Origin of the sequence: Pseudomonas sp. A0308, from assembly GCF_044218815.1 — a bacterium.
In the GTDB taxonomy this organism is placed as follows: domain Bacteria; phylum Pseudomonadota; class Gammaproteobacteria; order Pseudomonadales; family Pseudomonadaceae; genus Aquipseudomonas; species Aquipseudomonas iridis.
In genome coordinates this window covers 5667396-5689647 of sequence record NZ_CP162581.1, presented here as the reverse complement: position 1 = coordinate 5689647, position 22252 = coordinate 5667396, and the positions used below count along the sequence as shown (strand labels likewise).

21 protein-coding genes and 4 tRNA genes are annotated in these 22252 nt (G+C 57.1%); 8 read left to right on the top strand and 17 right to left on the bottom strand.

Annotated elements, in window-relative coordinates; all coding sequences use genetic code 11:
• The first annotated feature begins 21 nt into the window (after nucleotides 1-21).
• Both AB4P92_RS26360 and AB4P92_RS26355 read left to right on the top strand, forming a co-directional pair.
• Nucleotides 22-1149, top strand: coding sequence for a carbon-nitrogen hydrolase family protein (locus tag AB4P92_RS26360; RefSeq protein ID WP_047302020.1), 1128 nt, complete (start codon nucleotides 22-24; stop codon nucleotides 1147-1149).
• Between the two features lie 3 nt (nucleotides 1150-1152).
• Nucleotides 1153-2193 carry an AraC family transcriptional regulator gene (locus AB4P92_RS26355; protein ID WP_042559942.1) on the top strand — a complete coding sequence of 347 codons (1041 nt, stop codon included), beginning with the start codon at nucleotides 1153-1155 and terminating at the stop codon, nucleotides 2191-2193.
• A gap of 358 nt (nucleotides 2194-2551) precedes the next feature.
• Here AB4P92_RS26355 and AB4P92_RS26350 read toward each other — a convergent pair whose 3' ends face one another.
• The 7 genes from AB4P92_RS26350 to tig all read right to left on the bottom strand — a co-directional run bounded on the left by AB4P92_RS26350 (nucleotide 2552) and on the right by tig (nucleotide 12399).
• Nucleotides 2552-3418 carry a DUF2242 domain-containing protein gene (locus AB4P92_RS26350; protein ID WP_395598399.1) on the bottom strand — a complete coding sequence of 289 codons (867 nt, stop codon included), beginning with the start codon at nucleotides 3416-3418 and terminating at the stop codon, nucleotides 2552-2554.
• Between the two features lie 465 nt (nucleotides 3419-3883).
• Nucleotides 3884-5755 (bottom strand): SurA N-terminal domain-containing protein, encoded by a 1872-nt coding sequence (locus tag AB4P92_RS26345; protein ID WP_395598398.1) that lies wholly within the window; start codon nucleotides 5753-5755, stop codon nucleotides 3884-3886.
• Between the two features lie 229 nt (nucleotides 5756-5984).
• The gene (locus AB4P92_RS26340) at nucleotides 5985-6257 is read right to left on the bottom strand and encodes an HU family DNA-binding protein (protein WP_008077714.1); all 273 of its coding nucleotides are present in this window, start codon (nucleotides 6255-6257) and stop codon (nucleotides 5985-5987) included.
• A gap of 147 nt (nucleotides 6258-6404) precedes the next feature.
• On the bottom strand, nucleotides 6405-8801 hold the full coding sequence (lon, locus tag AB4P92_RS26335; protein WP_042559946.1) for an endopeptidase La: 2397 nt from the start codon (nucleotides 8799-8801) through the stop codon (nucleotides 6405-6407).
• 162 nt (nucleotides 8802-8963) lie between these two features.
• On the bottom strand, nucleotides 8964-10247 hold the full coding sequence (gene clpX, locus AB4P92_RS26330) for an ATP-dependent Clp protease ATP-binding subunit ClpX (RefSeq protein ID WP_042559947.1): 1284 nt from the start codon (nucleotides 10245-10247) through the stop codon (nucleotides 8964-8966).
• Between the two features lie 113 nt (nucleotides 10248-10360).
• Nucleotides 10361-10996 (bottom strand): ATP-dependent Clp endopeptidase proteolytic subunit ClpP, encoded by a 636-nt coding sequence (clpP, locus tag AB4P92_RS26325; protein ID WP_042559948.1) that lies wholly within the window; start codon nucleotides 10994-10996, stop codon nucleotides 10361-10363.
• 92 nt (nucleotides 10997-11088) lie between these two features.
• Complete coding sequence (tig, locus tag AB4P92_RS26320; RefSeq protein ID WP_042559949.1) at nucleotides 11089-12399, bottom strand: trigger factor; 1311 nt, start codon at nucleotides 12397-12399, stop codon at nucleotides 11089-11091.
• A gap of 144 nt (nucleotides 12400-12543) precedes the next feature.
• Between tig and AB4P92_RS26315 the strand changes: the two genes are divergently transcribed.
• On the top strand, nucleotides 12544-12756 hold the full coding sequence (locus AB4P92_RS26315; protein ID WP_042559950.1) for a hypothetical protein: 213 nt from the start codon (nucleotides 12544-12546) through the stop codon (nucleotides 12754-12756).
• Nucleotides 12757-12801: 45 nt separating this feature from the next.
• On the opposite strand, the gene AB4P92_RS26310 is transcribed toward AB4P92_RS26315, so the two are convergent.
• From AB4P92_RS26310 to AB4P92_RS26295, 4 genes are all read right to left on the bottom strand, one after another.
• Nucleotides 12802-12877 (bottom strand) — tRNA-His (locus AB4P92_RS26310).
• Nucleotides 12878-12953: 76 nt separating this feature from the next.
• Nucleotides 12954-13038: transfer RNA gene (locus tag AB4P92_RS26305), tRNA-Leu, on the bottom strand.
• 57 nt (nucleotides 13039-13095) lie between these two features.
• A tRNA-His gene (locus AB4P92_RS26300) sits at nucleotides 13096-13171 on the bottom strand.
• Nucleotides 13172-13203: 32 nt separating this feature from the next.
• Nucleotides 13204-13280, bottom strand: a tRNA-Arg gene (locus tag AB4P92_RS26295).
• 275 nt (nucleotides 13281-13555) lie between these two features.
• Between AB4P92_RS26295 and folD the strand changes: the two genes are divergently transcribed.
• Nucleotides 13556-14410 (top strand): bifunctional methylenetetrahydrofolate dehydrogenase/methenyltetrahydrofolate cyclohydrolase FolD, encoded by an 855-nt coding sequence (gene folD / locus AB4P92_RS26290; protein ID WP_042559951.1) that lies wholly within the window; start codon nucleotides 13556-13558, stop codon nucleotides 14408-14410.
• Nucleotides 14411-14640: 230 nt separating this feature from the next.
• On the top strand, nucleotides 14641-15579 hold the full coding sequence (gene pbpG, locus AB4P92_RS26285; RefSeq protein ID WP_042560023.1) for a D-alanyl-D-alanine endopeptidase: 939 nt from the start codon (nucleotides 14641-14643) through the stop codon (nucleotides 15577-15579).
• Between the two features lie 55 nt (nucleotides 15580-15634).
• Here the strand turns inward: pbpG and AB4P92_RS26280 are convergent, their stop codons facing one another.
• The 3 genes from AB4P92_RS26280 to AB4P92_RS26270 all read right to left on the bottom strand — a co-directional run bounded on the left by AB4P92_RS26280 (nucleotide 15635) and on the right by AB4P92_RS26270 (nucleotide 16872).
• Nucleotides 15635-15838 (bottom strand): hypothetical protein, encoded by a 204-nt coding sequence (locus AB4P92_RS26280; protein ID WP_042560024.1) that lies wholly within the window; start codon nucleotides 15836-15838, stop codon nucleotides 15635-15637.
• Nucleotides 15839-15850: 12 nt separating this feature from the next.
• A complete protein-coding gene (locus tag AB4P92_RS26275) occupies nucleotides 15851-16057 on the bottom strand; it encodes a DUF6021 family protein (RefSeq protein ID WP_395598397.1) in 207 nt (68 codons plus the stop codon).
• An 89-nt stretch (nucleotides 16058-16146) separates the two neighbouring features.
• Nucleotides 16147-16872: a peptidase C39 family protein gene (locus AB4P92_RS26270; protein WP_047300700.1), complete on the bottom strand. Its 726-nt coding sequence runs from the start codon at nucleotides 16870-16872 to the stop codon at nucleotides 16147-16149.
• A 179-nt stretch (nucleotides 16873-17051) separates the two neighbouring features.
• Here AB4P92_RS26270 and AB4P92_RS26265 point away from each other — a divergent pair, with 179 nt between their 5' ends.
• Complete coding sequence (locus AB4P92_RS26265) at nucleotides 17052-17219, top strand: hypothetical protein (protein ID WP_210623785.1); 168 nt, start codon at nucleotides 17052-17054, stop codon at nucleotides 17217-17219.
• Nucleotides 17220-17375: 156 nt separating this feature from the next.
• Here the strand turns inward: AB4P92_RS26265 and AB4P92_RS26260 are convergent, their stop codons facing one another.
• A complete protein-coding gene (locus AB4P92_RS26260; protein ID WP_042560028.1) occupies nucleotides 17376-18125 on the bottom strand; it encodes a TerC family protein in 750 nt (249 codons plus the stop codon).
• 29 nt (nucleotides 18126-18154) lie between these two features.
• Nucleotides 18155-18397, bottom strand: coding sequence for a hypothetical protein (locus AB4P92_RS26255; RefSeq protein WP_042560029.1), 243 nt, complete (start codon nucleotides 18395-18397; stop codon nucleotides 18155-18157).
• A gap of 136 nt (nucleotides 18398-18533) precedes the next feature.
• Between AB4P92_RS26255 and nhaR the strand changes: the two genes are divergently transcribed.
• On the top strand, nucleotides 18534-19433 hold the full coding sequence (gene nhaR / locus AB4P92_RS26250; protein WP_042560030.1) for a transcriptional activator NhaR: 900 nt from the start codon (nucleotides 18534-18536) through the stop codon (nucleotides 19431-19433).
• Here the strand turns inward: nhaR and AB4P92_RS26245 are convergent.
• A complete protein-coding gene (locus AB4P92_RS26245; RefSeq protein ID WP_047300699.1) occupies nucleotides 19428-20591 on the bottom strand; it encodes an MFS transporter in 1164 nt (387 codons plus the stop codon). The genes nhaR and AB4P92_RS26245 overlap by 6 nt on opposite strands.
• Before the next feature lie 335 nt (nucleotides 20592-20926).
• Between AB4P92_RS26245 and sstT the strand changes: the two genes are divergently transcribed.
• Nucleotides 20927-22159 carry a serine/threonine transporter SstT gene (sstT, locus tag AB4P92_RS26240; RefSeq protein WP_210623787.1) on the top strand — a complete coding sequence of 411 codons (1233 nt, stop codon included), beginning with the start codon at nucleotides 20927-20929 and terminating at the stop codon, nucleotides 22157-22159.
• The last annotated feature ends 93 nt before the right edge of the window (nucleotides 22160-22252 follow it).

Sequence of the window (22252 nt, the reverse complement as noted above, 5' to 3'; positions counted from 1 at the left end):
ACCAGGTTGTTGTTGGTTTTCATGCGCAAACTTTTGTACCTGTTTTTTTCCATGGCCCTCGTTGCCGTCCTCACCACCTACGCCATGTGGGCGGCAGACCGGCCTGCGGGGCATTACCTGTCGGACCTGCGCATCAAACTGGCGGTCGATCAAGGCACGCCCGCCGACCGAGGTAATCTGCTGGGCATCCAGCCGGAACTGTTCCCCACCGACTACCAAAGCCCCGCGCGCCTGCGCCGCAAACTCGCGGCGTACTTGCAGCAAGCGCAGGATCAAGGCTTGTTGAATGACAAGACCGTGGTGGTGTTGCCGGAACATGTCGGCACCTGGTTAATGATCAGCGGCGAAAAAGACGAGCTCTATCAAGCCCCCACCCTCGCCGAGGCGATGAATTGGCTGGCGGCGAGCAATCCATTGTTGTTCGCCCGTGCCTGGCTCAGCGCCAAGGGCAAAGACCGTCTCGACGATGCTCACCTGCGCATGAAATCGCGCACCATGGCCAAGGACTACCAGGCGCTATTCGGCGGCCTGGCCAAGGAATTTCACGTGACGCTGGTGGCCGGCTCAATCGTTCTGCCCGAGCCGAGCATCCGAGACGGTCAGCTCAAACCCGGCAGCGGTGCGCTGTACAACAGCAGCGTGGTCTTCGGTCGCGACGGTGCACCGCTCGGCCAGCCGCAGCGGCAACTGCACCCGGTATTCAGCCAGCGTGATGTCATCCAGGCCAATGAAAAGACGATCAACGTTGTCGATACCCCGGCCGGGCGTCTTGGCGTACTCATCGGCAGCGACAGCTGGTATCCGGACAACTACCGCAAACTCGACGAACAAGGCGCGCAATTGATTGCCGTGCCGGCGCAGGTATTCGGTCAGGGTGCATGGAATCAGCCATGGCGTGGCTATAAGAGTTCGAGCACACCAAGCTCCGTCAGTCTCAAGCCTGGCGAAGTCAGCGAAGGCCAGGCCTGGCATCGCCTGACCTTGACCGCGCAACCGCCCAGCAGCCATGCAGTCGCCGGCATGAGTGTATTTCTGCGTGGGCAGTTCTGGGATAAATCAGGCGCAGGCCAAAGCTTCCTCAACAGCAACGGCCAGCAGTTCGCCGACGGTGAAGCCCGTGGCGCACGTATGCTGAATATCTGGTTGTAAGCGATGAAGCCGCTGCCGATGCGCCTTGGGGATCTGTCGGTAGGTTTCGTTCATAGCCTCGCCGATGCGGTTCGCAGTCACGGCGCCGACCCACAGCCGCTGCTCGAGCAATACGCACTGGATGCGGCAAGATTGGCCGAGGCCGGGGCACGACTGTCGATTCCGCGTTACATGCGATTGGGGCATGGCGCGATTCAATTGACCGGGGATCCGGCCCTCGGCCTGCGCATGGGCCAGCTCAGTCGCTTGAGCCAGGCGGGACTGGCCGGTGTCACCGCATCACAGGCGCCTACCGTACGTGAGGCCGCTCGCTGCCTGATCCGCTTCGAACCGTTGTACGGTTCCAATTACCGCGGCCAGTCGAGCTTTCACGAGGACGCCACTGGCGCATGGCTGCGTTTCTATTCGATCAGCCCGTACAACGCCTATAACCGTTTCGTGGTGGATTCGATCATCGCCGGCTGGCTGCATCAACTGTCCAGTGTCAGCCGCGAACCGCTGCGGGCTGAACGCGTTGAAATCGAATTCGACGCGCCCGATTATCGCGACGCTTACGCTGCCCTGGGTGATTGCCCGATCCAGTTCGGCGCCGAGCGCAACCAGTTGCGCCTGAACCTGGCCAGCCTCGCCCTGCGCAACCCCGAGCATTGCCCGAGCACTTGGCGGCATCTGCTGCAACTGTGTGAAAGAGAGCTGGAGCAACTGACCCGCACACGCAGCCTGCGCGAACGCATCACGCAACTGCTTGGGCCGTTATTGAATGGTGGCCGGGAACCCGACCTGGAAGAAGTGGCGGCACGCCTGAAGCTGCCGACCTGGACCTTGCGACGCAAACTGACAGAAGAAGGCACGCAGTTTCGCGCGATCCTCAATGACACTCGACGTGATTTGGCAATGACCTACATCCGCGATACGGAACTGGCGTTCGGCGAAATCGCTTACCTGCTCGGCTTTGCTTCAGCCGAAGCATTCCAGCGAGCGTTCAAACGCTGGAGCGGCCAGACGCCTGGCGAATTCCGCCGCAGTCATCGTAAAACAGCCTGACACCTTAAAGCTCGGTAGCGTCTTCCGCCGGCTCTGGCGAACCCAGTTCGTAGGCCTGGTATTCGAGCAGTTCTTCCTGATAGTCATCCATCGCGTAATCCCCCTGCTGCTCTGTTGAATGGGCCTGAGCAAATGCCCGGTGCCTCGAGCATAACGTGCCCGTGTGAAGGAAAAGTGAAGCTTGGCCTTCATGAATAAAACGTAGCAGGCGGTCAGGAATTTATCGCGGGATTTTTGTCAGGGGAATGTAACGAGATATTCCTCTGTGGAGCTGCCGAAGGCTCGATCCTTGATGATTTCAAGATCAAAAGATCGCAGCCTTCGGCAGCTCCTGCAGGGGACGAGCCGAGGCGTGGGATTATTGGCCGGAGGCCGGCATTGCCGGAATCGGTTCGGACGGCGGCGGAATGTCCGTCGGATTGGCCGGTGGCGTGATGGTTTCGGTAGCCGGCGCAGGTTCTGCACTGGGTGCCGGAACAATCGGGGTCGACTCCGCAGGAGGCGCTACCGGCTCGGAACTGACCGGTGCGGGTTCTGCGGGCGCAGGCGCGGTCACGGCTGGCTCCGATGCTGGTAAAGGCGCTGTAACAGGCGCTGGAGCGGGCTCTGCGGCTGGCGTCAGGCTCGCGGGGGCCACTTTTGCCTCAGGCACGCCCAGATCCGTCTTCGGCTTTTCCTCGATATGTGCAGCTTTCTTGGTTTCTGCCGGCAGAAATTGTTCGACCAGGGTAAAGAAGCGCTCATAGAACTTCTGCGCCGTCACCGTCTCGCTGGCGACCTTGACCATCGAATCGTCCGACGAGCCGATCGGCATCGATACCGACCCCAACACGCCGACACCGAGGCTGGCCGAGTTGTTGGTCTTCTTCAGCGCATAACGATCCTGCAAGGCATTGGCGAACATCGTCGCGTGGTGCCCGGCACTGCCGTCATCGGCACAGACCACATTGAAGCTGATCTCCATGTGCGTATCGCCGGTTTGCTGAAAACTCTTGTGGCCACTGATCAGTTTCGAGTCGCTGCTGGTAATGATGTAGCCCTGACTCAGCAACGCACGACGCGCCGCTTCGCAACTGACAACGTCGGTCACGGGGTAATTACGCGAAAACGTACCGGAGTCATCGAAGCTCTCGTGCTCATACATCGGCTTGTCTTTCGCACAACCGGCAACACCGGCCAACAACAGCGCCAACCCGACAACACGCAGGGGAGTGGAAATCAACATTAAACATCCTGAGGGAAAACAGTCCGGGGCGTATTGTGCAACAGAACGCGCCCTCGCGGCGTATGGATTAGTGTCTTGAAACGGTTACAAGCCTATCGACCCCAGATTGCGGAAAAAGGTCGCGCTGATAATTCAATGAAGGAAATCCAGCAAAATCCAGAATCAGTTCTCGGCTAAAAGCGACGACAGCAACACCCCAAACCGAATGGTTAGTTACATAAGAGAGCATCAGCAACCAATACGTCGCCTATCGACCTGCCATCGCTGGCAAGCCAGCTCCCACACAGACTGCGTGCACTCCGACGATATTGGTCGGCGGTCAGGCTGGCTCCCACTGTTTTAATGTGCGCCCCACTCCCCCCAAGAGCGTGGTCGGCCAACAGACCGCCAAGGCGAAAAAGCAGCACCCAGAAAAAAGCCCCGGCACACAGGCCGGGGCTTCTTGTACTACAGCTCAAACCGCCATCAGAACTTCTTGATGTCAGCCTTGCTTTCCAACTGCTTGCGATACGCCGCAAAGTCCTGCTGACCTTCACGCGACGCAAGGAAGCGACGGTACTGAACCTTCTCTTCATCCGTCGGAGCAGCCGCTTCGTTCACGCCATTGAGGCGAACGATCACCAAACTGCCGTCCGGCAACGTCACACTGGTGAACGTCGGTTTGTCCTTGGCAGGTGGTTTCGGCATGCGGAACAGTGCTTGCAGCACCGCCGGTTCAACACCTTCCTGACCACGTGTGGCCGCTCCGGTGGTTTTCCAGTCCTGACCGTCAACTGCTTTGTCCAGAGGAGCCTTGCCATCACGCAGATCAGCAATCAGCTTCTCGGCCTTGGTCTTGGCTGCAGCGCTGGCATGCTCTTTGGTCAACTGAGTGCGGATGGCCGCACTCACGCTTTCCAGAGGCAGTTGAGCAGGCTTCAAGTGCTCCTTGGCACGCAGCACGATCACCGTGTCCGGATCCAGCTCAATGGCGGTGCTGTTGGCACTCTCATCAAGCACTTCGGTGCTGAATGCAGCAGTGACTACGGCACGGTTGGCCGTAACCCCTTCGCCACCTTCACGGCCGAATGGCTTGGAAGTGTGAACGGTCAGCTTCAAATCTGCTGCTGGCTGAGCGAGGTCAGACGCTTCAAACGCGGAGTCTTCCAGTTGCTTGGTCGCCTCGACGAAACGCTGCTCGACCTGCGCCGCTTTCAAATCGCGGGTCAGCTTGTCTTTCAGGCTGGCCAGGGACGGCACTTCAGGTGCTTCAACACCCAGCAGCTTGATCAGGTGGAAACCGAAATCGGTGCGAACCGGCTCGGAAACCTGATCTTTGGCCAGCGAGTACAGCGATTTTTCGAAGGCTGGGTCGTAGACACCAGGACCTGCGTAACCGAGGTCACCGCCATTGTTGGCCGAACCCGGATCCTGCGAGAACTCCTTGGCCAGCGCTTCGAATTTCTCGCCTTTGGCCAGACGCGCCTGGACTTCTTCGATCTTCGCTTTGGCTTGAGCTTCGGTGGTCTTGTCGTTCACTTCGATCAGGATGTGAGCCGCGCGACGCTGCTCCGACAGGTTGGCAATCTCTTTCTGATACGCCGCCTGCAGGTCTTCATCCTTGACAGTAACCTGGTCGAAGAACGAGGCCTTCTTCAGCTCCAGGTAATCGATGACGACTTGATCCGGAGTCATGAACTCCTTGGCGTGTTCGTCGTAGTAAGCCTTGACCTCATCGTCGGTTACTTTGACTGCAGCCGGATCGGCCTTGACGTTCAGGGTCGCGAAGTCACGGGTCTGTTTTTCCAGACGGGCGAAAGCCAGTACTTCGGCGTCGGTCACAAAGCCGCTGCCTGCAACACCGGCACGCAGTTGGCCGATCAGCATTTCCTGAGCCAGCATCTGGCGGAACTGCATACGGCTGTAACCCAGTTGACGGATCACCTGGTCGAAACGCTCGGAGCTGAACTTGCCGTCAACCTGAAATTCAGGCGTCAGCAGAATCACCTGATCAAGGGCACCTTCGGAGAAAGCAAATTTCGCTTCGTCCGCACCTTGCAGCAGTAGCTTGCGATCGATCAAACCCTTGAGGGCTGATTCGCGGAGCATTTTTTCATCGAGCAACGAAGCGTCGAAATCCTTGCCCAGCTGTTGCATCAGTTGACGGCGTTGCATATCAACGGCCTGGCTGAGCTCGTTCTGACTGATGTCTTCACCGTTGACCGTGGCCGCATTCTGGCTGTTGGTCGTAGCCTGGAAAATGGCCTCGACACCCGTGAACGCCATCAATACAACGATGATCCCGATAATAGTCTTGGCAATCCAGCCTTGTGAATTGTCCCTGATATTCTGCAGCATGCGTCCCCCAGAAACGGTTGAATTTCAATATTTAGGCAACCGTGGAGCGTGGGTAAAATCCGGATAGAAGAAAGGCGCATCCGAGGATGCGCCTTCTCGTAACTGGCGGAGCGGACAGGGCTCGAACCCTCGATCCCGGCGTTACAGGCAGCTGTTTCAGCGACCTGCTCTACCGCTCCGCTGCCAAGTCAGGCATAACCCCGACCCGGATGGGTAAAAACCTGAAAACTTAGTTAACCGCTTCTTTCAGTGCTTTACCGGCTTTGAAACCTGGTTTTTTAGCAGCAGCGATTTGCAGCGTCTTGCCGGTCTGTGGGTTACGACCAACGCGAGCTGGACGATCAGTTACGGAGAAAGTACCGAAACCAACCAGAACTACGGAGTCGCCAGCCTTGAGAGCGCCAGTGACGGATTCGATTACAGCGTCCAGCGCACGGCCAGCAGCAGCTTTCGGGATATCAGCGGATGCAGCGATAGCATCAATCAGTTCCGACTTGTTCACTCTAAGTCCCCTTATATCTATTTTGAGATGATTCTAAGTTTTTTGGTGAAAGCAAAAACGAGTGCTGGATGGCCTACAAACACTTAAGAGCCGCTTTATAACAAGGGCTCTAAAAAGCTGTCAAGGAAGCCACCCAGTCAAAAACGATTAATGCGTGCTAATTCTTTCCTTAGAGTCAGACTCACGTTTTTCATCCTTGGCAACTATCTCCGGAGCCACATCCGGCAAGGGCTCCGGCGCGTATTGCAGCGCAATTTGCAGGACCTCGTCAATCCATTTAACCGGTTTAATCTGCAGATCCTGCTTGATATTGTCAGGAATCTCCTTCAAATCGCGCACGTTCTCTTCCGGAATAATCACAATCTTGATTCCGCCGCGGTGTGCCGCCAGCAGTTTTTCCTTCAGACCGCCGATTGCCAGTACCTGACCACGCAGTGTGATTTCGCCCGTCATGGCGACATCAGCGCGCACCGGAATACCGGTCAGCGCAGACACCAATGCCGTGCACATGCCTACACCGGCGCTAGGACCATCCTTCGGGGTCGCCCCTTCCGGCATGTGAATGTGCGTGTCGCGCTTCTCGTGGAAGTCCAGAGGAATGCCCAGGCTCTTGGCACGGCTGCGCACAACGGTCAGGGCAGCAGTGATCGATTCGACCATTACATCGCCCAGCGAGCCCGTCTTGATCAACTGACCTTTGCCCGGTACGACAGCGGCTTCGATAGTCAACAATTCGCCGCCAACCTGCGTCCAGGCAAGGCCGGTGACCTGACCGATCTGATCCTGCTGCTCGGCCAGGCCATAGCGGAATTTGCGCACACCGAGGAAGTGCTCCAGCAGCTCAGCTGTCACTTTCACCGAGAAGCGTTTTTCCATCGCATGCTCTTTCACCGCCTTGCGGCAGACCTTGGCGATCTGACGTTCGAGGCCGCGCACACCGGCTTCACGGGTGTAGTAACGAATGATGTCGCGGATGGCTTCGGCGTCGAATTCCAGTTCGCCTTTCTTCAGACCGTTGGCGGTGATCTGCTTAGGCGACAGGTATTTGACCGCGATGTTGATCTTCTCGTCTTCGGTGTAGCCCGGCAGACGGATGACTTCCATCCGGTCGAGCAGCGCCGGCGGGATGTTCATCGAGTTCGAGGTGCACAGGAACATCACATCCGAAAGGTCGTAATCGACTTCCAGATAGTGGTCGTTGAAGTTGTGGTTCTGCTCCGGATCGAGCACTTCCAGCAAAGCAGATGCCGGATCGCCACGCATGTCGCTGCCCATTTTGTCGATTTCATCGAGCAGGAACAGCGGGTTACGGACGCCCACCTTTGTCATTTTTTGAATCAATCTTCCCGGCATCGAACCGATGTAAGTCCGGCGGTGACCGCGAATTTCCGCTTCATCACGCACGCCACCCAGGGCCATGCGCACGAATTTGCGGTTGGTGGCATGAGCAATCGACTCTGCCAACGAGGTTTTACCCACACCAGGAGGACCAACCAGGCACAACACCGGGCCACGGATTTTTTTCACGCGTTTTTGCACGGCGAGGTATTCAAGGATACGTTCCTTGACCTCTTCGAGGCCGTAGTGATCGGCATCGAGAATGTCTTCTGCGCGAGCCAGGTCCAGACGCACCTTGCTCTGCGCCTTCCACGGCACCTGCACCAGCCAGTCGATGTACGAGCGCACCACGGTGGCCTCAGCGGACATCGGCGACATTTGCTTGAGCTTGTTCAGCTCGGCAGTGGCTTTGGTCAAGGCGTCCTTCGGCAGACCCGCAGCGTCGATACGCTTTTTCAAGTCTTCGATTTCGTTGTGGCCTTCATCGCTGTCACCCAGTTCTTTCTGAATGGCCTTCATCTGCTCATTCAGGTAGTACTCGCGCTGACTGCGCTCCATCTGCTTTTTGACGCGACCACGAATGCGTTTTTCGACTTGCAGCAAATCGATCTCGGCGTCCAGCAATGCCAGGACGTGCTCGACCCGTGCCGACAAATCGATAATTTCGAGAATTTCCTGCTTCTGCTCGATCTTCAGCGCCATGTGGGCAGCCATGGTGTCGACCAGGCGGCCCGGCTCATCGATGCTGTTGAGCGAAGACAGGACTTCAGCCGGGACTTTTTTGCCCAGCTGTACATATTGTTCGAACTGCGAAAGCAGCGTGCGCACGAACACTTCGGATTCGCGCTCGACAGCCTCGACTTCTTCGATCAGCGAGACTTCGGCACGGCAGTGCCCGTCGACTTCACTGAAGCGTTCAACGGTACCGCGCTGCTCACCCTCGACCAGCACCTTGACGGTGCCGTCAGGCAGCTTGAGCAGCTGCAGAACGGTAGCGATGGTACCTACGCGATAGAGAGCGTCTTCACCGGGATCATCATCAGCCGGGTTTCTCTGGGCCAGCAACAGAATCTGCTTGTCGCCCGTCATCGCAGCTTCGAGGGCTTCGATGGATTTCTCGCGCCCCACGAACAGCGGGATAACCATGTGCGGATAAACCACGACATCACGCAATGGCAAGAGAGGCAATTCGATGGTTGTCTTCATGATTTCGCCTCTACGGCGGCCATATGGCCGTAATCAGATGGAATTAAGCTTGAAACCAAGATGGGGGCTGCCTTGAAAAAAAACAAGCGCAAAGCGGATGTAAAAAACGACATAAAAAAAAGAGGCCCGAAGGCCCCTTCTTTATTCCGGCAGAGTGGACGCTTATGCGTCCGGCGCTGCCTTGGCAGTCGGCTCACTGTTTTCGTAGATATACAGTGGCTTGGACTTGCCTTCGATCACACTTTCATCGATCACGACTTTGCTCACCTCAGACTGCGAGGGGATTTCATACATCGTGTCGAGCAGCACACCTTCGAGAATCGAACGCAGGCCACGAGCGCCGGTTTTACGTTCCAGGGCACGTTTAGCGACTGATTTCAGTGCATCGGCACGGAACTCCAGATCGACGCCTTCCATCTCGAACAGCTTGGCATACTGTTTGGTCAGAGCATTTTTCGGCTCGGTGAGGATCTGCATCAGCGCAGCCTCATCCAGCTCATCCAGCGTCGCGAGGACAGGCAGACGACCGACGAACTCCGGGATCAGACCGAACTTGACCAGATCGTCAGGCTCGACTTCACGCAGGGATTCACCGACTTTCTTGCCTTCTTCCTTGCTGCGCACTTCTGCGTTAAAACCGATGCCACCCTTGGTGGAACGGTTCTGGATGACCTTCTCGAGACCCGAGAAAGCGCCACCGCAGATGAACAGGATGTTACGGGTGTCGACCTGCAGGAATTCCTGCTGCGGATGCTTGCGGCCACCTTGCGGCGGTACGGAAGCGACCGTGCCTTCGATCAACTTGAGCAAGGCCTGCTGCACGCCTTCACCGGAAACGTCCCGGGTGATCGACGGGTTGTCGGACTTGCGGGAAATCTTGTCGATTTCGTCGATATAGACAATACCCATCTGGGCTTTCTCTACGTCGTAATCGCACTTCTGCAGCAGTTTCTGAATGATGTTCTCGACATCTTCACCCACGTAACCGGCCTCGGTGAGGGTGGTGGCGTCGGCGATCGTGAACGGAACGTTCAGCAAGCGGGCCAGTGTTTCGGCCAGCAGGGTTTTACCGGAGCCTGTCGGGCCGATCAGCAGGATGTTGCTCTTGCCGAGTTCGACGTCGTCAGCCTTTTTGTCACGCTGGTTAAGGCGCTTGTAGTGGTTGTACACCGCTACGGCCAGAACTTTTTTTGCACGCTCCTGACCAATGACGTACTGGTCAAGGATGCCGCTGATTTCTTTAGGCGAAGGCAATTTATGCGCGCTGCTTTCGGCCTGGGCTTCCTGCACCTCCTCGCGGATGATGTCATTGCACAGGTCGACGCACTCGTCGCAGATAAAGACCGAGGGGCCGGCAATCAATTTGCGCACTTCATGCTGGCTTTTGCCACAGAAGGAGCAATAGAGCAGCTTGCCGTTGTCCTCGCCGTTGCGGGTGTCAGTCATTCGTTCGATCCAAATCCGATAGGCTTGCAACACAAGATGAAGGCTATTGCGGGCTTTTTCAAGCCCGCCGCTGATCAGACCAGCCGACCAAGCCTATTTTGAGCTGCTTATTTTTACGCTGGGCGCTGGTTGATCACTTCGTCGATCAAGCCATATGCCTTCGCAGCTTCCGCACTCATGAAGTTATCGCGGTTGGTATCGCGCTCGATTTCTTCCAGAGTGTGACCGCTGTGCTTGGCCATCAACGTGTTCAGACGTTCGCGAATGAAGAGGATTTCCTTGGCATGGATTTCGATATCCGATGCCTGGCCCTGGAAACCGCCCAGTGGCTGGTGAATCATCACACGCGAGTTCGGCAGGCAGAAACGCTTGCCTGGAGCACCTGCGGTCAGCAGGAATGCGCCCATGCTGCAGGCCTGGCCGATGCAAGTGGTCGATACGTTGGGTTTGATGAACTGCATGGTGTCGTAGATCGACATGCCCGCTGTCACCGAACCGCCCGGGGAGTTGATATAGAGATGGATGTCCTTGTCAGGGTTTTCCGCTTCAAGGAACAGCAGTTGCGCGCAAATCAGGTTGGCCATGTAGTCCTCTACCGGACCAACCAGAAAGATCACTCGCTCCTTGAGCAGGCGCGAGTAGATGTCATAGGCGCGTTCGCCACGAGCAGATTGCTCGACAACCATCGGAACCAGGCCGCCTGCGGCCTGGATATCAGAGTTCTGCTGAATATACGAATTACGGAACATGCTCTGCAGTCACTCCCAAATAGTTATGTCTTGAATACGCATAAGCCAGCTCGAGAGCTGGCTTATGTGAGCACTTCTTAACGCAAAAACAATCAGTCGGCTGTTGGAGCTTCTACCGGCTTGACCGCTTCTTCGTAAGAGACCGATTTGTCGGTCACGCTAGCTTTCTGCAGAACAGTATCCACAACTTGCTCTTCCAGCACAACCGAACGAACTTCGTTCAGTTGCTGGTCGTTCTTGTAGTACCAGGACACAACCTGCTCAGGTTCCTGGTAAGCAGAAGCCATTTCCTGAATCATTTCGCGTACGCGGGCTTCGTCAGGCTTGAGGTCGAACTGCTTGACCACTTCAGCCACGATCAGGCCCAGCACGACGCGGCGCTTGGCTTGCTCTTCGAACAGCTCGGCCGGCAGTTGGTCAGGCTTGATGTTGCCACCGAACTGCTGAACAGCCTGCACGCGCAGACGGTCGACTTCGTTGGACAGCAGAGCCTTTGGCACTTCAATCGGGTTGGTGGCCAGCAGACCGTCCATTACCTGATTCTTGACCTTGGATTTGATCGCCTGACGCAGTTCACGCTCCATGTTCTTGCGAACTTCGGTGCGGAAACCGTCGATACCGCTTTCCTTGATGCCGAATTGAGCGAAGAACTCTTCGTTCAGCTCAGGCAGCTTTGGCTCGGAAACGGTGTTTACAGTCACGGTGAACTCGGCGGTTTTGCCAGCCAGGTCCAGGTTCTGATAGTCCTCTGGGAAGGTCAGGTTCAGAACGCGCTCTTCGCCCGCCTTAGCGCCAACCAGGCCATCTTCGAAGCCCGGGATCATGCGGCCGGAACCCAGCACCAACTGAGTGCCCTTGGCGGAGCCGCCAGCGAACACTTCGCCGTCGACCTTGCCAACGAAATCGATGTTCAGCTGGTCTTCGTTCTGGGCAGCGCGATCGGCCACTTCAAAACGGGTGTTCTGCTTGCGCAGGATGTCGAGCATTTTGTCCAGATCAGCGTCAGCCACGTCAGCGCTCAGGCGCTCAACGGTGATACCTTCGAAACCTGCAACGGTGAACTCAGGGAACACTTCGAATACGGCAACGTATTCCAGATCCTTGCCAGCTTCGAGCGACTTTGGCTCGATTGCAGGCGAACCAGCCGGGTTCAGCTTCTGCTCGACCACAGCTTCGTAGAAGGAGGACTGGATGACATCACCAACAGCTTCCTGACGAGCATCAGCACCGAAACGGCGCTTGATTTCGCTCATTGGCACTTTGCCTGGACGGAAGCCAGCAATCTTGGCCTTTTGGGCAGTCTGCTGCAGACGCTTGTTGACCTGGCTCTCAATACGCTCAGCCGGCACGGTGACGCTCATGCGGCGCTCAAGAGCAGTAGTATTTTCAACAGAAACTTGCATGGATATTCCTCGTTGCACAGACGTTAGCCGGCCGTTTCCGACCCCAGAATCAAGGGCATGCATTCTAGTGGGTCAAACTCAAGAAGTCACCCTACTGAAAACGGGTAAAAAAACAGCAGGCAATTTATAGGAGCCGATGCACGGATGCGTCGCGCCCCCGAGGCGAATACAACCAATCACGCCAGGGCTCTGCGCCGACCTCTTCTATATATAGAAGCGGCGACCAATCATTCCCTGACGGCCGACCTTGCAAGCAAGCTCGACGAGCAGCACAGCATCATCGAGCAACATAAATTCGACGAAGCGCCCTGCTCTTGCGACTCGAAAGCGGCAATCGCCGACTTTTCAAATCGCTAAAACAAAAAAGGCGCCAGACTGTTAAATCTGGCGCCTTTCGAAATATGGGGTGGACGATGGGGATCGAACCCACGACAACGGGAGTCACAATCCCGTGCTCTACCAACTGAGCTACGCCCACCATATTGCGTAACAAAAAAGCCAAACAACTTCTTTGTTGAACCTCACCAGCCCAAAGGCATAAATGAAGCTTTAATTGGTGCGGATGAAGAGACTCGAACTCTTACGCCTCGCGGCGCTGGAACCTAAATCCAGTGTGTCTACCAATTCCACCACATCCGCGGATGAAGCTTTTAAAACAAAAACGCCAGACCGTTAAATCTGGCGCTTTTCGAAATATGGGGTGGACGATGGGGATCGAACCCACGACAACGGGAGTCACAATCCCGTGCTCTACCAACTGAGCTACGCCCACCATATCGCGCTACTTGTGCCAAAGCTGCCTAATGGCGCACCCGGCAGGACTCGAACCTGCGACCATCCGCTTAGAAGGCGGATGCTCTATCCAGCTGAGCTACGGGCGCCTTATTAATCTGTACTCTTAAAGGACTACAAACTAAGTGCTTTCCAGTGCCGCGGAACGTTGATTCCGCTTTACCTTCTTAACCAGTGCTAGGCTGTGCCCGACAAGTGCGACGAATAGTATAGAGCGCTCCAAAGGTCGTCAAATCCTTTTTGAAAAAAAATCATTTAATTAAAGGAGTTAGGGGAATTTGCTGACCAAGCGCCTTTGCCCTCACCGCCCGACATGCGAGAATGCGTTCTCTTTTTTTCCCCTCTCGATGGTTAATCACGCGCAATGACTGCACAACTAATCGACGGCAAATCGATCGCCGCCAGCCTGCGCCAGCAGATCGCCAAACGAGTTGCCGAGCGTCGCCAGCAAGGCCTGCGCACTCCCGGCCTCGCGGTGATCCTGGTCGGCAGCGATCCTGCCTCTCAGGTTTATGTCTCGCACAAGCGTAAAGACTGTGAAGAGGTCGGCTTCCTCTCGCAAGCCTACGACCTGCCCTCTGACACCACTCAGCAAGCGCTGACCGATCTGGTCGACCGTCTTAACGACGATCCGGCCATCGACGGCATTCTGTTGCAGCTACCGCTGCCCGAGCATCTGGACGCCTCCAAATTACTGGAGCGCATCCGCCCGGACAAAGACGTAGACGGTTTCCACCCTTATAACGTCGGCCGTCTGGCCCAGCGCATCCCACTGCTGCGCCCATGCACGCCAAAAGGCATCATCACCCTGCTGGAAAGCACCGGTGCTGATCTTTATGGCATGGATGCGGTGGTTGTCGGCGCCTCCAACATTGTGGGTCGTCCGATGGCGATGGAACTGCTGCTGGCCGGTTGCACCGTGACCGTGACACACCGCTTCACCAAGGATCTGGCCGGCCACGTTGGCCGCGCCGATCTGGTGGTCGTGGCCGCCGGCAAGCCGGGCCTGGTCAAGGGCGAGTGGATCAAGGAAGGCGCGATCGTGATCGACGTCGGCATCAACCGTCAGGAAGACGGCAAACTGGTCGGTGACGTTGTCTACGAAACCGCCCTGCCCCGCGCCGGCTGGATCACTCCAGTGCCGGGCGGCGTTGGCCCGATGACTCGCGCCTGCCTGCTGGAAAACACCCTCTACGCGGCAGAAACCCTGCACGCTTAAGTCGGTTTTTTCGCAGTATTGGAACCCCGCCTCGTGCGGGGTTTTTCATGCGTGAGAAAAAACACTAACCGTTCGCCGGAAACCCCTCTTTTTACAGGTCTTTTCACGAGATTTTCAGGTCATTCAAACAACCATCGACAGATGTTCAGCCATACTTCTAGAATGCGACGCTTTTAAGAAATAACCCGTTACAAACTAACGGAATATCCAACTTTTATGAGTTCGCCCGCGTGAAAATTCGTCATTCGATTCTGAGCCTGTTTTTTGCATTTACAGGCGCATTCATCACGCCAACGATCAACGCTGCGGAAACCACCGCCGCCCCACGTGACGCTTCGACACTGAAGATCGCTTCCGGCAGCGCCCTGCTCATGGATATGCAGACCAACAAAGTCATCTACTCCAGCAATCCTGACGTGATCGTTCCGATCGCTTCCGTCAGCAAGCTGATGACTGGACTGGTAGTGGTTGAAGCCCGACAGAACATGGACGAATGGATCAATGTCGATATCAGCAGCACGCCGGAAATGAGAGGCGTGTTCTCTCGAGTCAAACTCAAGAGTGAACTGCCGCGCCGCGAGATGCTGCTGATTGCCCTGATGTCTTCGGAAAACCGCGCAGCTGCAAGCCTGGCGCATCACTACCCGGGTGGCTACGCAGCGTTTATCGCGGCGATGAATGCCAAGGCAAAAGCACTGGGCATGACCAGCACTCACTTTGTCGAGCCGACTGGTCTGTCGCCGCGCAACGTATCCACCGCGCGTGACTTGAGCAAATTGCTGATAGCGGCGCAAAAGCAACCGTTGCTTGTTCAGTTGAGCACCACCAAGGAAAAAACCGTAGCGTTCCGCAAACCCAACTACACCCTGGGTTTTCGTAACACCAACCATTTGGTGAGCAAGGACAACTGGAACATCAGGATTACCAAGACCGGTTTCACCAATCAGGCCGGGCATTGCCTGGTGCTGGTGACGAGCATGGGCAATCGCCAGGTGGCGCTGGTGATTCTTGACGCATTCGGCAAATACACACATTTTGCCGATGCCAGCCGTATCCGCAGCTGGGTTGAGACGGGCAAGAGCGCCAACGTTCCAGCGGTGGCTCAACAGTACAAGGCCGATAAAAACCTCAAGAGCCGCCAAAGTGGCGTAGTTGAAGCCTCCAAGTAAAAGGTAGCCAAACAAAAAGCCCCGAATTTTCGGGGCTTTTTTTCATCTACACGCCTCAGTCGTTAGGCAATGGCATCTTGTCATCGTCAGGAATGCCATCTCCCTTGCTGACATCCGGCGTGAGCCCAGGGGCTACCAAGGGCCGGGCCATTGGGTCGCGCATCGGGCTGTCCGGATCGAGCACTGGATCAACGCCTTCCTCAGGCGTCGTCGGCACGCTGTCGGGCTTTTGGTCATCGAAGCTTGAATCGGTACTCATACGCACCTCACATCAAGGTTTCAGATTGGCTAAAGGATCGTAGGGTTTGGCCGGTTTCTTTTCTTCTTCACCGGGCTCCACATCCAGCGGTGCCTTGGCGGGACCTTCAGGATCAACTTGTGGATCGGCGACATCCGGCGAATCCGGATCAAACCCCAGGTCATCGCCTGAGGAATGCTCGGAAGAATGCGGGCCTTGCGGGGATCGAGAATCTGTCATGTCGCCTCCTTGTTCACCCGTGAACAACGGGTTGTCATCTTCAGAGGCCTGCCGAGCGCAGTCGTGCCCGGCAGATGACGAACGGAGACTCAGTGCGCGGCCAGTGCCTTACGCGCTTGCGCCGCTTCCGATTCCTGACCTGCCTGGGACAACTCGTCGGCAGCCTTGAGCCAGCGCTGGCGATCCACGTCCGCAGGAATCTGCGCAGGTTTCTGGATCAGGATGGCCCAGCCGCCAGACTTTTCGAAGGCCGATTCGAAAGCGCTGAAGCTCATCAGCTCGCGACGGTTCATGCCCGCGCGCAGCAGCACTTTCTGTTTATTGCGGTCGTAACCGGAAAGAATCGCGTAGCGCGGCTCAGCCCAGAATGCCGAACCTTCGCTGAACCGCACCATCACCGGGAACCCTGCCGCAACCTGGGTCAACAAGGCCGGCAAGCTCTTGTCCAGCGGATACACAACCATGCCGTATTCCCGGGCCACGTTCTGGATGTTCTGTTGCAGCTTGTCCTCGGCACCGGGCAGGTGCAGCGGTTTTTCCAGCAAGCCCGGCGTGATCACGATGCCTTGCTGCGACAACAGACTGGCCAACACCTGTGGGCCGCTTTGATTGGCTTCGCCCCGATAGAACGTGCCGCTCAGCTCGACCCGTTCCGGCAGTCGCTTGACCTGCGGCGCGACAGTGCTCGCACACCCAACCATCACGGCTGCGCATCCGGCCACCACCAGCGCCGCACGAATTCGAGAAAATACCTGCACCTTTGTCACTCTCTGTTCAGACGCCGGTCGTCGTGTTCCGGCAAGGTCAAGGATCATAGGACGCCACAAGGCTGCGGTATAGCCTTAAACCGCAGACACATCGATTGCATAGAGCAAACTGATTGGTCATCACCGACCTTTGGTCAATAGCTTGAAACACCCCAGTGACTAGACTGTCACTGAGACAGAGCGAACTGAAAAGTGGGCGCCCGATGCAGGGCAAAGAGGAGGCACTGATGAGCCTGACCATGACCATCGTAATGTTGATTGCCGGCTGGCTGGCCGTGGCCACCGCCATGCTTTGGGGAGTGCTGCGGATTGCGCGGCGCCATCATCATCCGGTTCAGACCACGCCGGTAGATAAGGTTGACAAGCATCGCGTACGTCACGCCACAGCGCATTAAAAAATGCTGAAAGCCCCTCACCCTAACCCTCTCCCTCGTGAGAGGTCTGGGCGGGCGGCGCGATGACGGGCGGGTTCGAATAGACACCACAAATCTTCAGTCGAAAAAAAACCGCCTGAACTCCAGGAGTTCAAGCGGCCTTTTGTCTTTCAGCTATTACGCCTGCGCGGCCAGCTTCTTCTGCTTGGCACGACGCGACAGCATGTTCAGCACTTCAATCCCGGCCGAGAACGCCATGGCGGCATACACATAACCTTTCGGTACGTGGGCGCCGAAGCCTTCGGCGATCAGCGTCATGCCGATCATGATCAGGAAGCCCAGGGCCAGCATCACCACCGTCGGGTTGTCGTTGATGAACTTGGCCAGCGGATCAGCTGCCAACAACATCACCAGTACCGAGGCCACGACCGCGATGATCATGATCGGCAAGTGTTCGGTCATGCCGACCGCAGTGATGATGCTGTCGATCGAGAACACCATGTCGAGCACCAGGATCTGGCCGATAGCCGCAGCAAAGCCCAGCGTGACCGTCGAGGTGGCCGACTTCGGGTCTTCCGGTGCCGGGTCCATGCTGTGATGGATTTCGGTAGTGGCTTTCCAGACCAGGAACAGACCACCGGCAATCAGGATCATGTCCTTCCAGGAGAAAGACTGGCCGAGGATGTCAATCACCGGCTCGGTCAACTGCACGATGAACGCGATGGTGCTCAACAGCGCCAGACGCAGAATCAACGCCATGCCGATACCAATGCGCCGCGCCTTCTGGCGATGCTGCTCAGGCAACTTGTTGGTCAGGATCGAAATGAAGATCAGGTTATCGATGCCGAGCACGATCTCCATCACGACCAGTGTGGCCAAGGCAACCCAGGCGGTGGGGCTGGCGGCGAGTTCTAACAGATATTCCATGGGTCAGTCCTGACTCTGTGTAAGACGATTTAGATGGTCTTGGAGGAAGATTCGGAAGTTTCCGAGTCTTTTTCCGATGGTTCTTTTTTCTCGATCAGCCCGCCAGTGGCGTCGCTGATTGCTTGCTCGGCAGCCTTGTGGGTGTCGTCGATGGCTTGCTTGGCGCTTTCGGCCGCTTTGCCCATCAACTGCTGAGCGCTTTTCTCGGCCTGATCGCAACCGGTCAGAACCAGTAAAGACGTAAACATCAACACAGGGAATGTGTATTTCATGAGGCTTCCTTGGAATAAACAGTCAGGGTCACAGACCGACCCTCGATGGCTGGGCATTCTAGGGAGCGAAACACTTCAGGAAAATTCGTATTTTTAGCGGCTATACTTCGATTTTTACGAACTGACGGAGCCGCTAATGCTCAATTACCGACAACTGCATTATTTCTGGGTGGTCGCCAAGACCGGCAGCATCGTGCGTGCCTGCGAGCAGCTGAACCTGACGCCACAGACTATCAGCGGGCAGATTTCCCTGCTCGAGCAAACTTACGGTATTGAATTGTTCAGACGGGTTGGCCGGCAGTTGGAGCTCACCGAGGCCGGGCGTCAGGCCCTGCCCTACGCCGAGCAGATGTTTCAACTGGGCGGCGAACTGGAACTGATGCTGCGCGCCCAGCCCAACGAACAGCAGATCCTGTTCCGCGTTGGTGTTGCTGACGTGGTGCCGAAATCCATCGTCTATCGCCTGATCGCGCCAACCATGGAGCTGAACGAACCACTGCGCATCACCTGCCGCGAAGACAAACTCGAACGCTTGCTGGCGGATCTGGCGATCCAGCGCCTGGATCTGGTGATTTCCGACAGCCCGATGCCATCACACCTCGACATCAAGGGCTACAGCCAGAAACTTGGTGAGTGCGGGATCAGTTTCTTTGCGACCGCCGAACTGGCTGCGCGCTTCGGTCAGGATTTTCCGCGCAGTCTGCACGGCGCACCGCTGTTGATTCCCGGACCGGAAACCGTCGTGCGCAGTCGGTTGCAGCGCTGGTTTGCCGAGCAGCAGATCCAGCCGCAAATCGTCGGCGAGTTCGATGACAGTGCCTTGATGCAGGCTTTCGGCCAATCGGGCAGCGGGATTTTTATCGGCCCCAGCGTGATTGCCGAGGAAGTGAAGCGCCAGTACGGCGTTCAGCTGATCGGCCAGACCGACGCGGTGACCGAGTCGTTCTATGCCATATCCGTGGAGCGCAAGGTCAAGCACCCCGGCATCGTTGCGATTACCGAAGGTGCCCGACGCGAGCTGTTTACCGCGTTATGAAGCCTCGGCGCAGACGTCGCGCGGCTTGAGCGTCATCAGCACCATGGCGAGGAACACCGACAGCAGAATGAATCCTGCGGCGGCAAACCCGAGGAAGCCCAGACCTGCGCTGTCGATGACCCGGCCGCCGACCATCGCGCCCAGACCGATTCCCAGGTTGGCCCCGGCGATGTTCAGCGATGCGGCGAAGGCCGGCGCTTCAGGCGCGGCTTTCATCAGACGCACATGGCTGACCAGGAACAACGCCGCCTGAGTCACGCCCCAGATCCCCATCGCAACCGTCAAACCCAGCGGCGAATGAATGTTCGGCACCAGCGACACCATGCCGGCAATCATGAACGCACAGAACAACACCGACGCTCCCAGCGGATGGCGGTCCACTGCACGACCACCCAACGAGTTGCCGATCAAGCCGACCGCGCCGAAGCCCATCAGGCACCAGCCAACCACTGTGCCGTTGAAACCGGCGAGGCGTTCAAGGATGTCGGCCAGATAGGTGTAAACGGTGAACATGCCGCTGAACACCAGAATCGACAACACGACGTGGCCGATCATCAGCGGGCTGCGCAAGATCTTGAACTGCGAGCTGAAGCTGACCTGATGCTGGTGCAGATCGGTTTTCGGCAGATACACAAACAGCAGCAATGCCTTGGCAAAGGCGATCACCGCCAGAATGCCAAACGCGCTGCGCCAGCCGAACGCATCGGATATCAAGGTGCCGACCGGAATGCCGAACACCGTGGCGCAGACAATGCCGAAGCCGATCTTGGCGATGGCTCGACCGGCAAAGTCCGGGCCGACGATGTCCACCGCCGTTTCACTGGCCAGCGCCCAGAACACCGGCAGCCCCAGCGCCGGGATCAACCGGGCAATCGCCATCACCCAGATATTGGGCGCCAGTGCGGCCACGGTATTGGCCAGACCGAACATGATCAGGATGCTGATAAACAGCTTGCGCCGCTCGAAGCGAGCGAAATACGCGGTCAAGAATGGGCCGAACATCGCCACGGTAAAAGCGAATAGAGTCACCAGCAGACCGGCCTGCGGGATGGTGACCTCAAGGTCTCGGGCTATCGCCGGTAGCAGGCCGACGATAACGAATTCCGTGGTCAGCACCGTGAAACCGGCGGCGGACAACAGAAGGATGGGCAACAGCATGGGAAACTCCAACGAAACGACGACACCAGCGATGACCGGAAGGCCCGCTGGCAGAACTTGAAAATGAGGATGCGCGATCTTAACAGAGTGTGTCCGGACTGACTTGCACAAACCTGTCTATCTTGCTGACAGATCGGGTGGCAGATCGTCACATGCCTGAAGGATAAGGCCTACGCTGTGATAAAGTCCGCGCCCTGAAAAACGTACACCCGTTCAGCGGCCTGTTTAAGGACGTTGAAATTGCGTCAACACTTTCGCTGCGTGGTGGTGGTCTGCCCTGGTTTTGCCACCGCCTCACGCAACCTTGTACCCAATAAAAAAACAGAGATGCCGTCATGACCGCTTCATCCCCTTCTCTATTGCAACGCTTGAAAAACCTGAGCCTGGTCACGCAGATCGTGATCGGCCTGATTGCCGGTATCGTCTTGGCGATGTTCGCGCCGGAAGCGGCGAAATCGACGGCGTTTATCGGCAAGGTGTTCGTTTCGGCATTGAAAGCCGTGGCGCCGATTCTGGTGTTCGTGCTGGTCATGGCGTCGATCGCCAACCACAAGCACGGCCAGGAAACTCACATCCGTCCGATTCTGTTCCTTTACCTGCTGGGCACCTTCTCCGCAGCAGCGGTGGCTGTGGTCGCGAGCATGTTGTTCCCGTCGAATCTGGTACTGGCCACCGAGAACGTTGCGGTATCCGCGCCGGGCGGTATCGGTGAAGTGCTGCAAAGCCTGCTGCTCAGCGTGGTGGATAACCCGGTGAGTGCGCTGATGAACGCCAACTTCATCGGCATTCTGGCCTGGGCGATCGGCATGGGCATCGCGATTCGTCATGCCGGCGACACTACCCGCGAAGTGCTGGGTGATCTGTCCAACGGTGTCACGGTAATCGTGCGCGTGGTGATTCGCTTCGCCCCACTGGGGATCTTCGGCCTGGTCGCTTCGACGCTGGCTACGTCCGGCTTCGGCGCGCTGGTCGGTTATGCGCACCTGCTGGCGGTGCTGCTGGGCTGCATGCTGTTCGTGGCGCTGGTGATGAATCCGCTGATCGTGTTCTGGAAGCTGCGTCGTAACCCGTATCCGCTGACCCTCAAGTGCCTGCGCGAAAGCGGCATCACTGCATTCTTCACCCGCAGTTCGGCGGCGAACATTCCGGTCAACCTGGAATTGAGCAAGCGTCTGGGCCTGCACGAAGACACGTACTCGGTATCGATCCCGCTGGGTGCGACGATCAACATGGCCGGCGCGGCAATCACCATTACCGTGCTGACCCTGGCCGCAGTGCACACGCTGGGCATTGCCGTAGATATTCCGACGGCGATCCTGCTGAGTGTCGTCGCCGCGATCTGCGCCTGCGGCGCTTCGGGTGTGGCCGGTGGCTCGCTGTTGCTGATTCCGCTGGCGTGCAGCCTGTTTGGCATTCCAAGCGAGATCGCCATGCAGGTGGTCGCGGTAGGTTTCATTATTGGCGTGCTGCAGGATTCCGCCGAAACCGCGCTGAACTCCTCCACCGACGTGCTGTTTACCGCAGCGGCGTGCCTGGGTGAGGAAGAGAAAGCCCAACGCACCGCGTAATTTTTGCTGCAATAAAAAGCCCGCCAAGGCGTGAACCTTGGCGGGCTTTTTTGTGGCTGAAATCGCTCCCCCTCACCCCACCCCTCTCCCCCG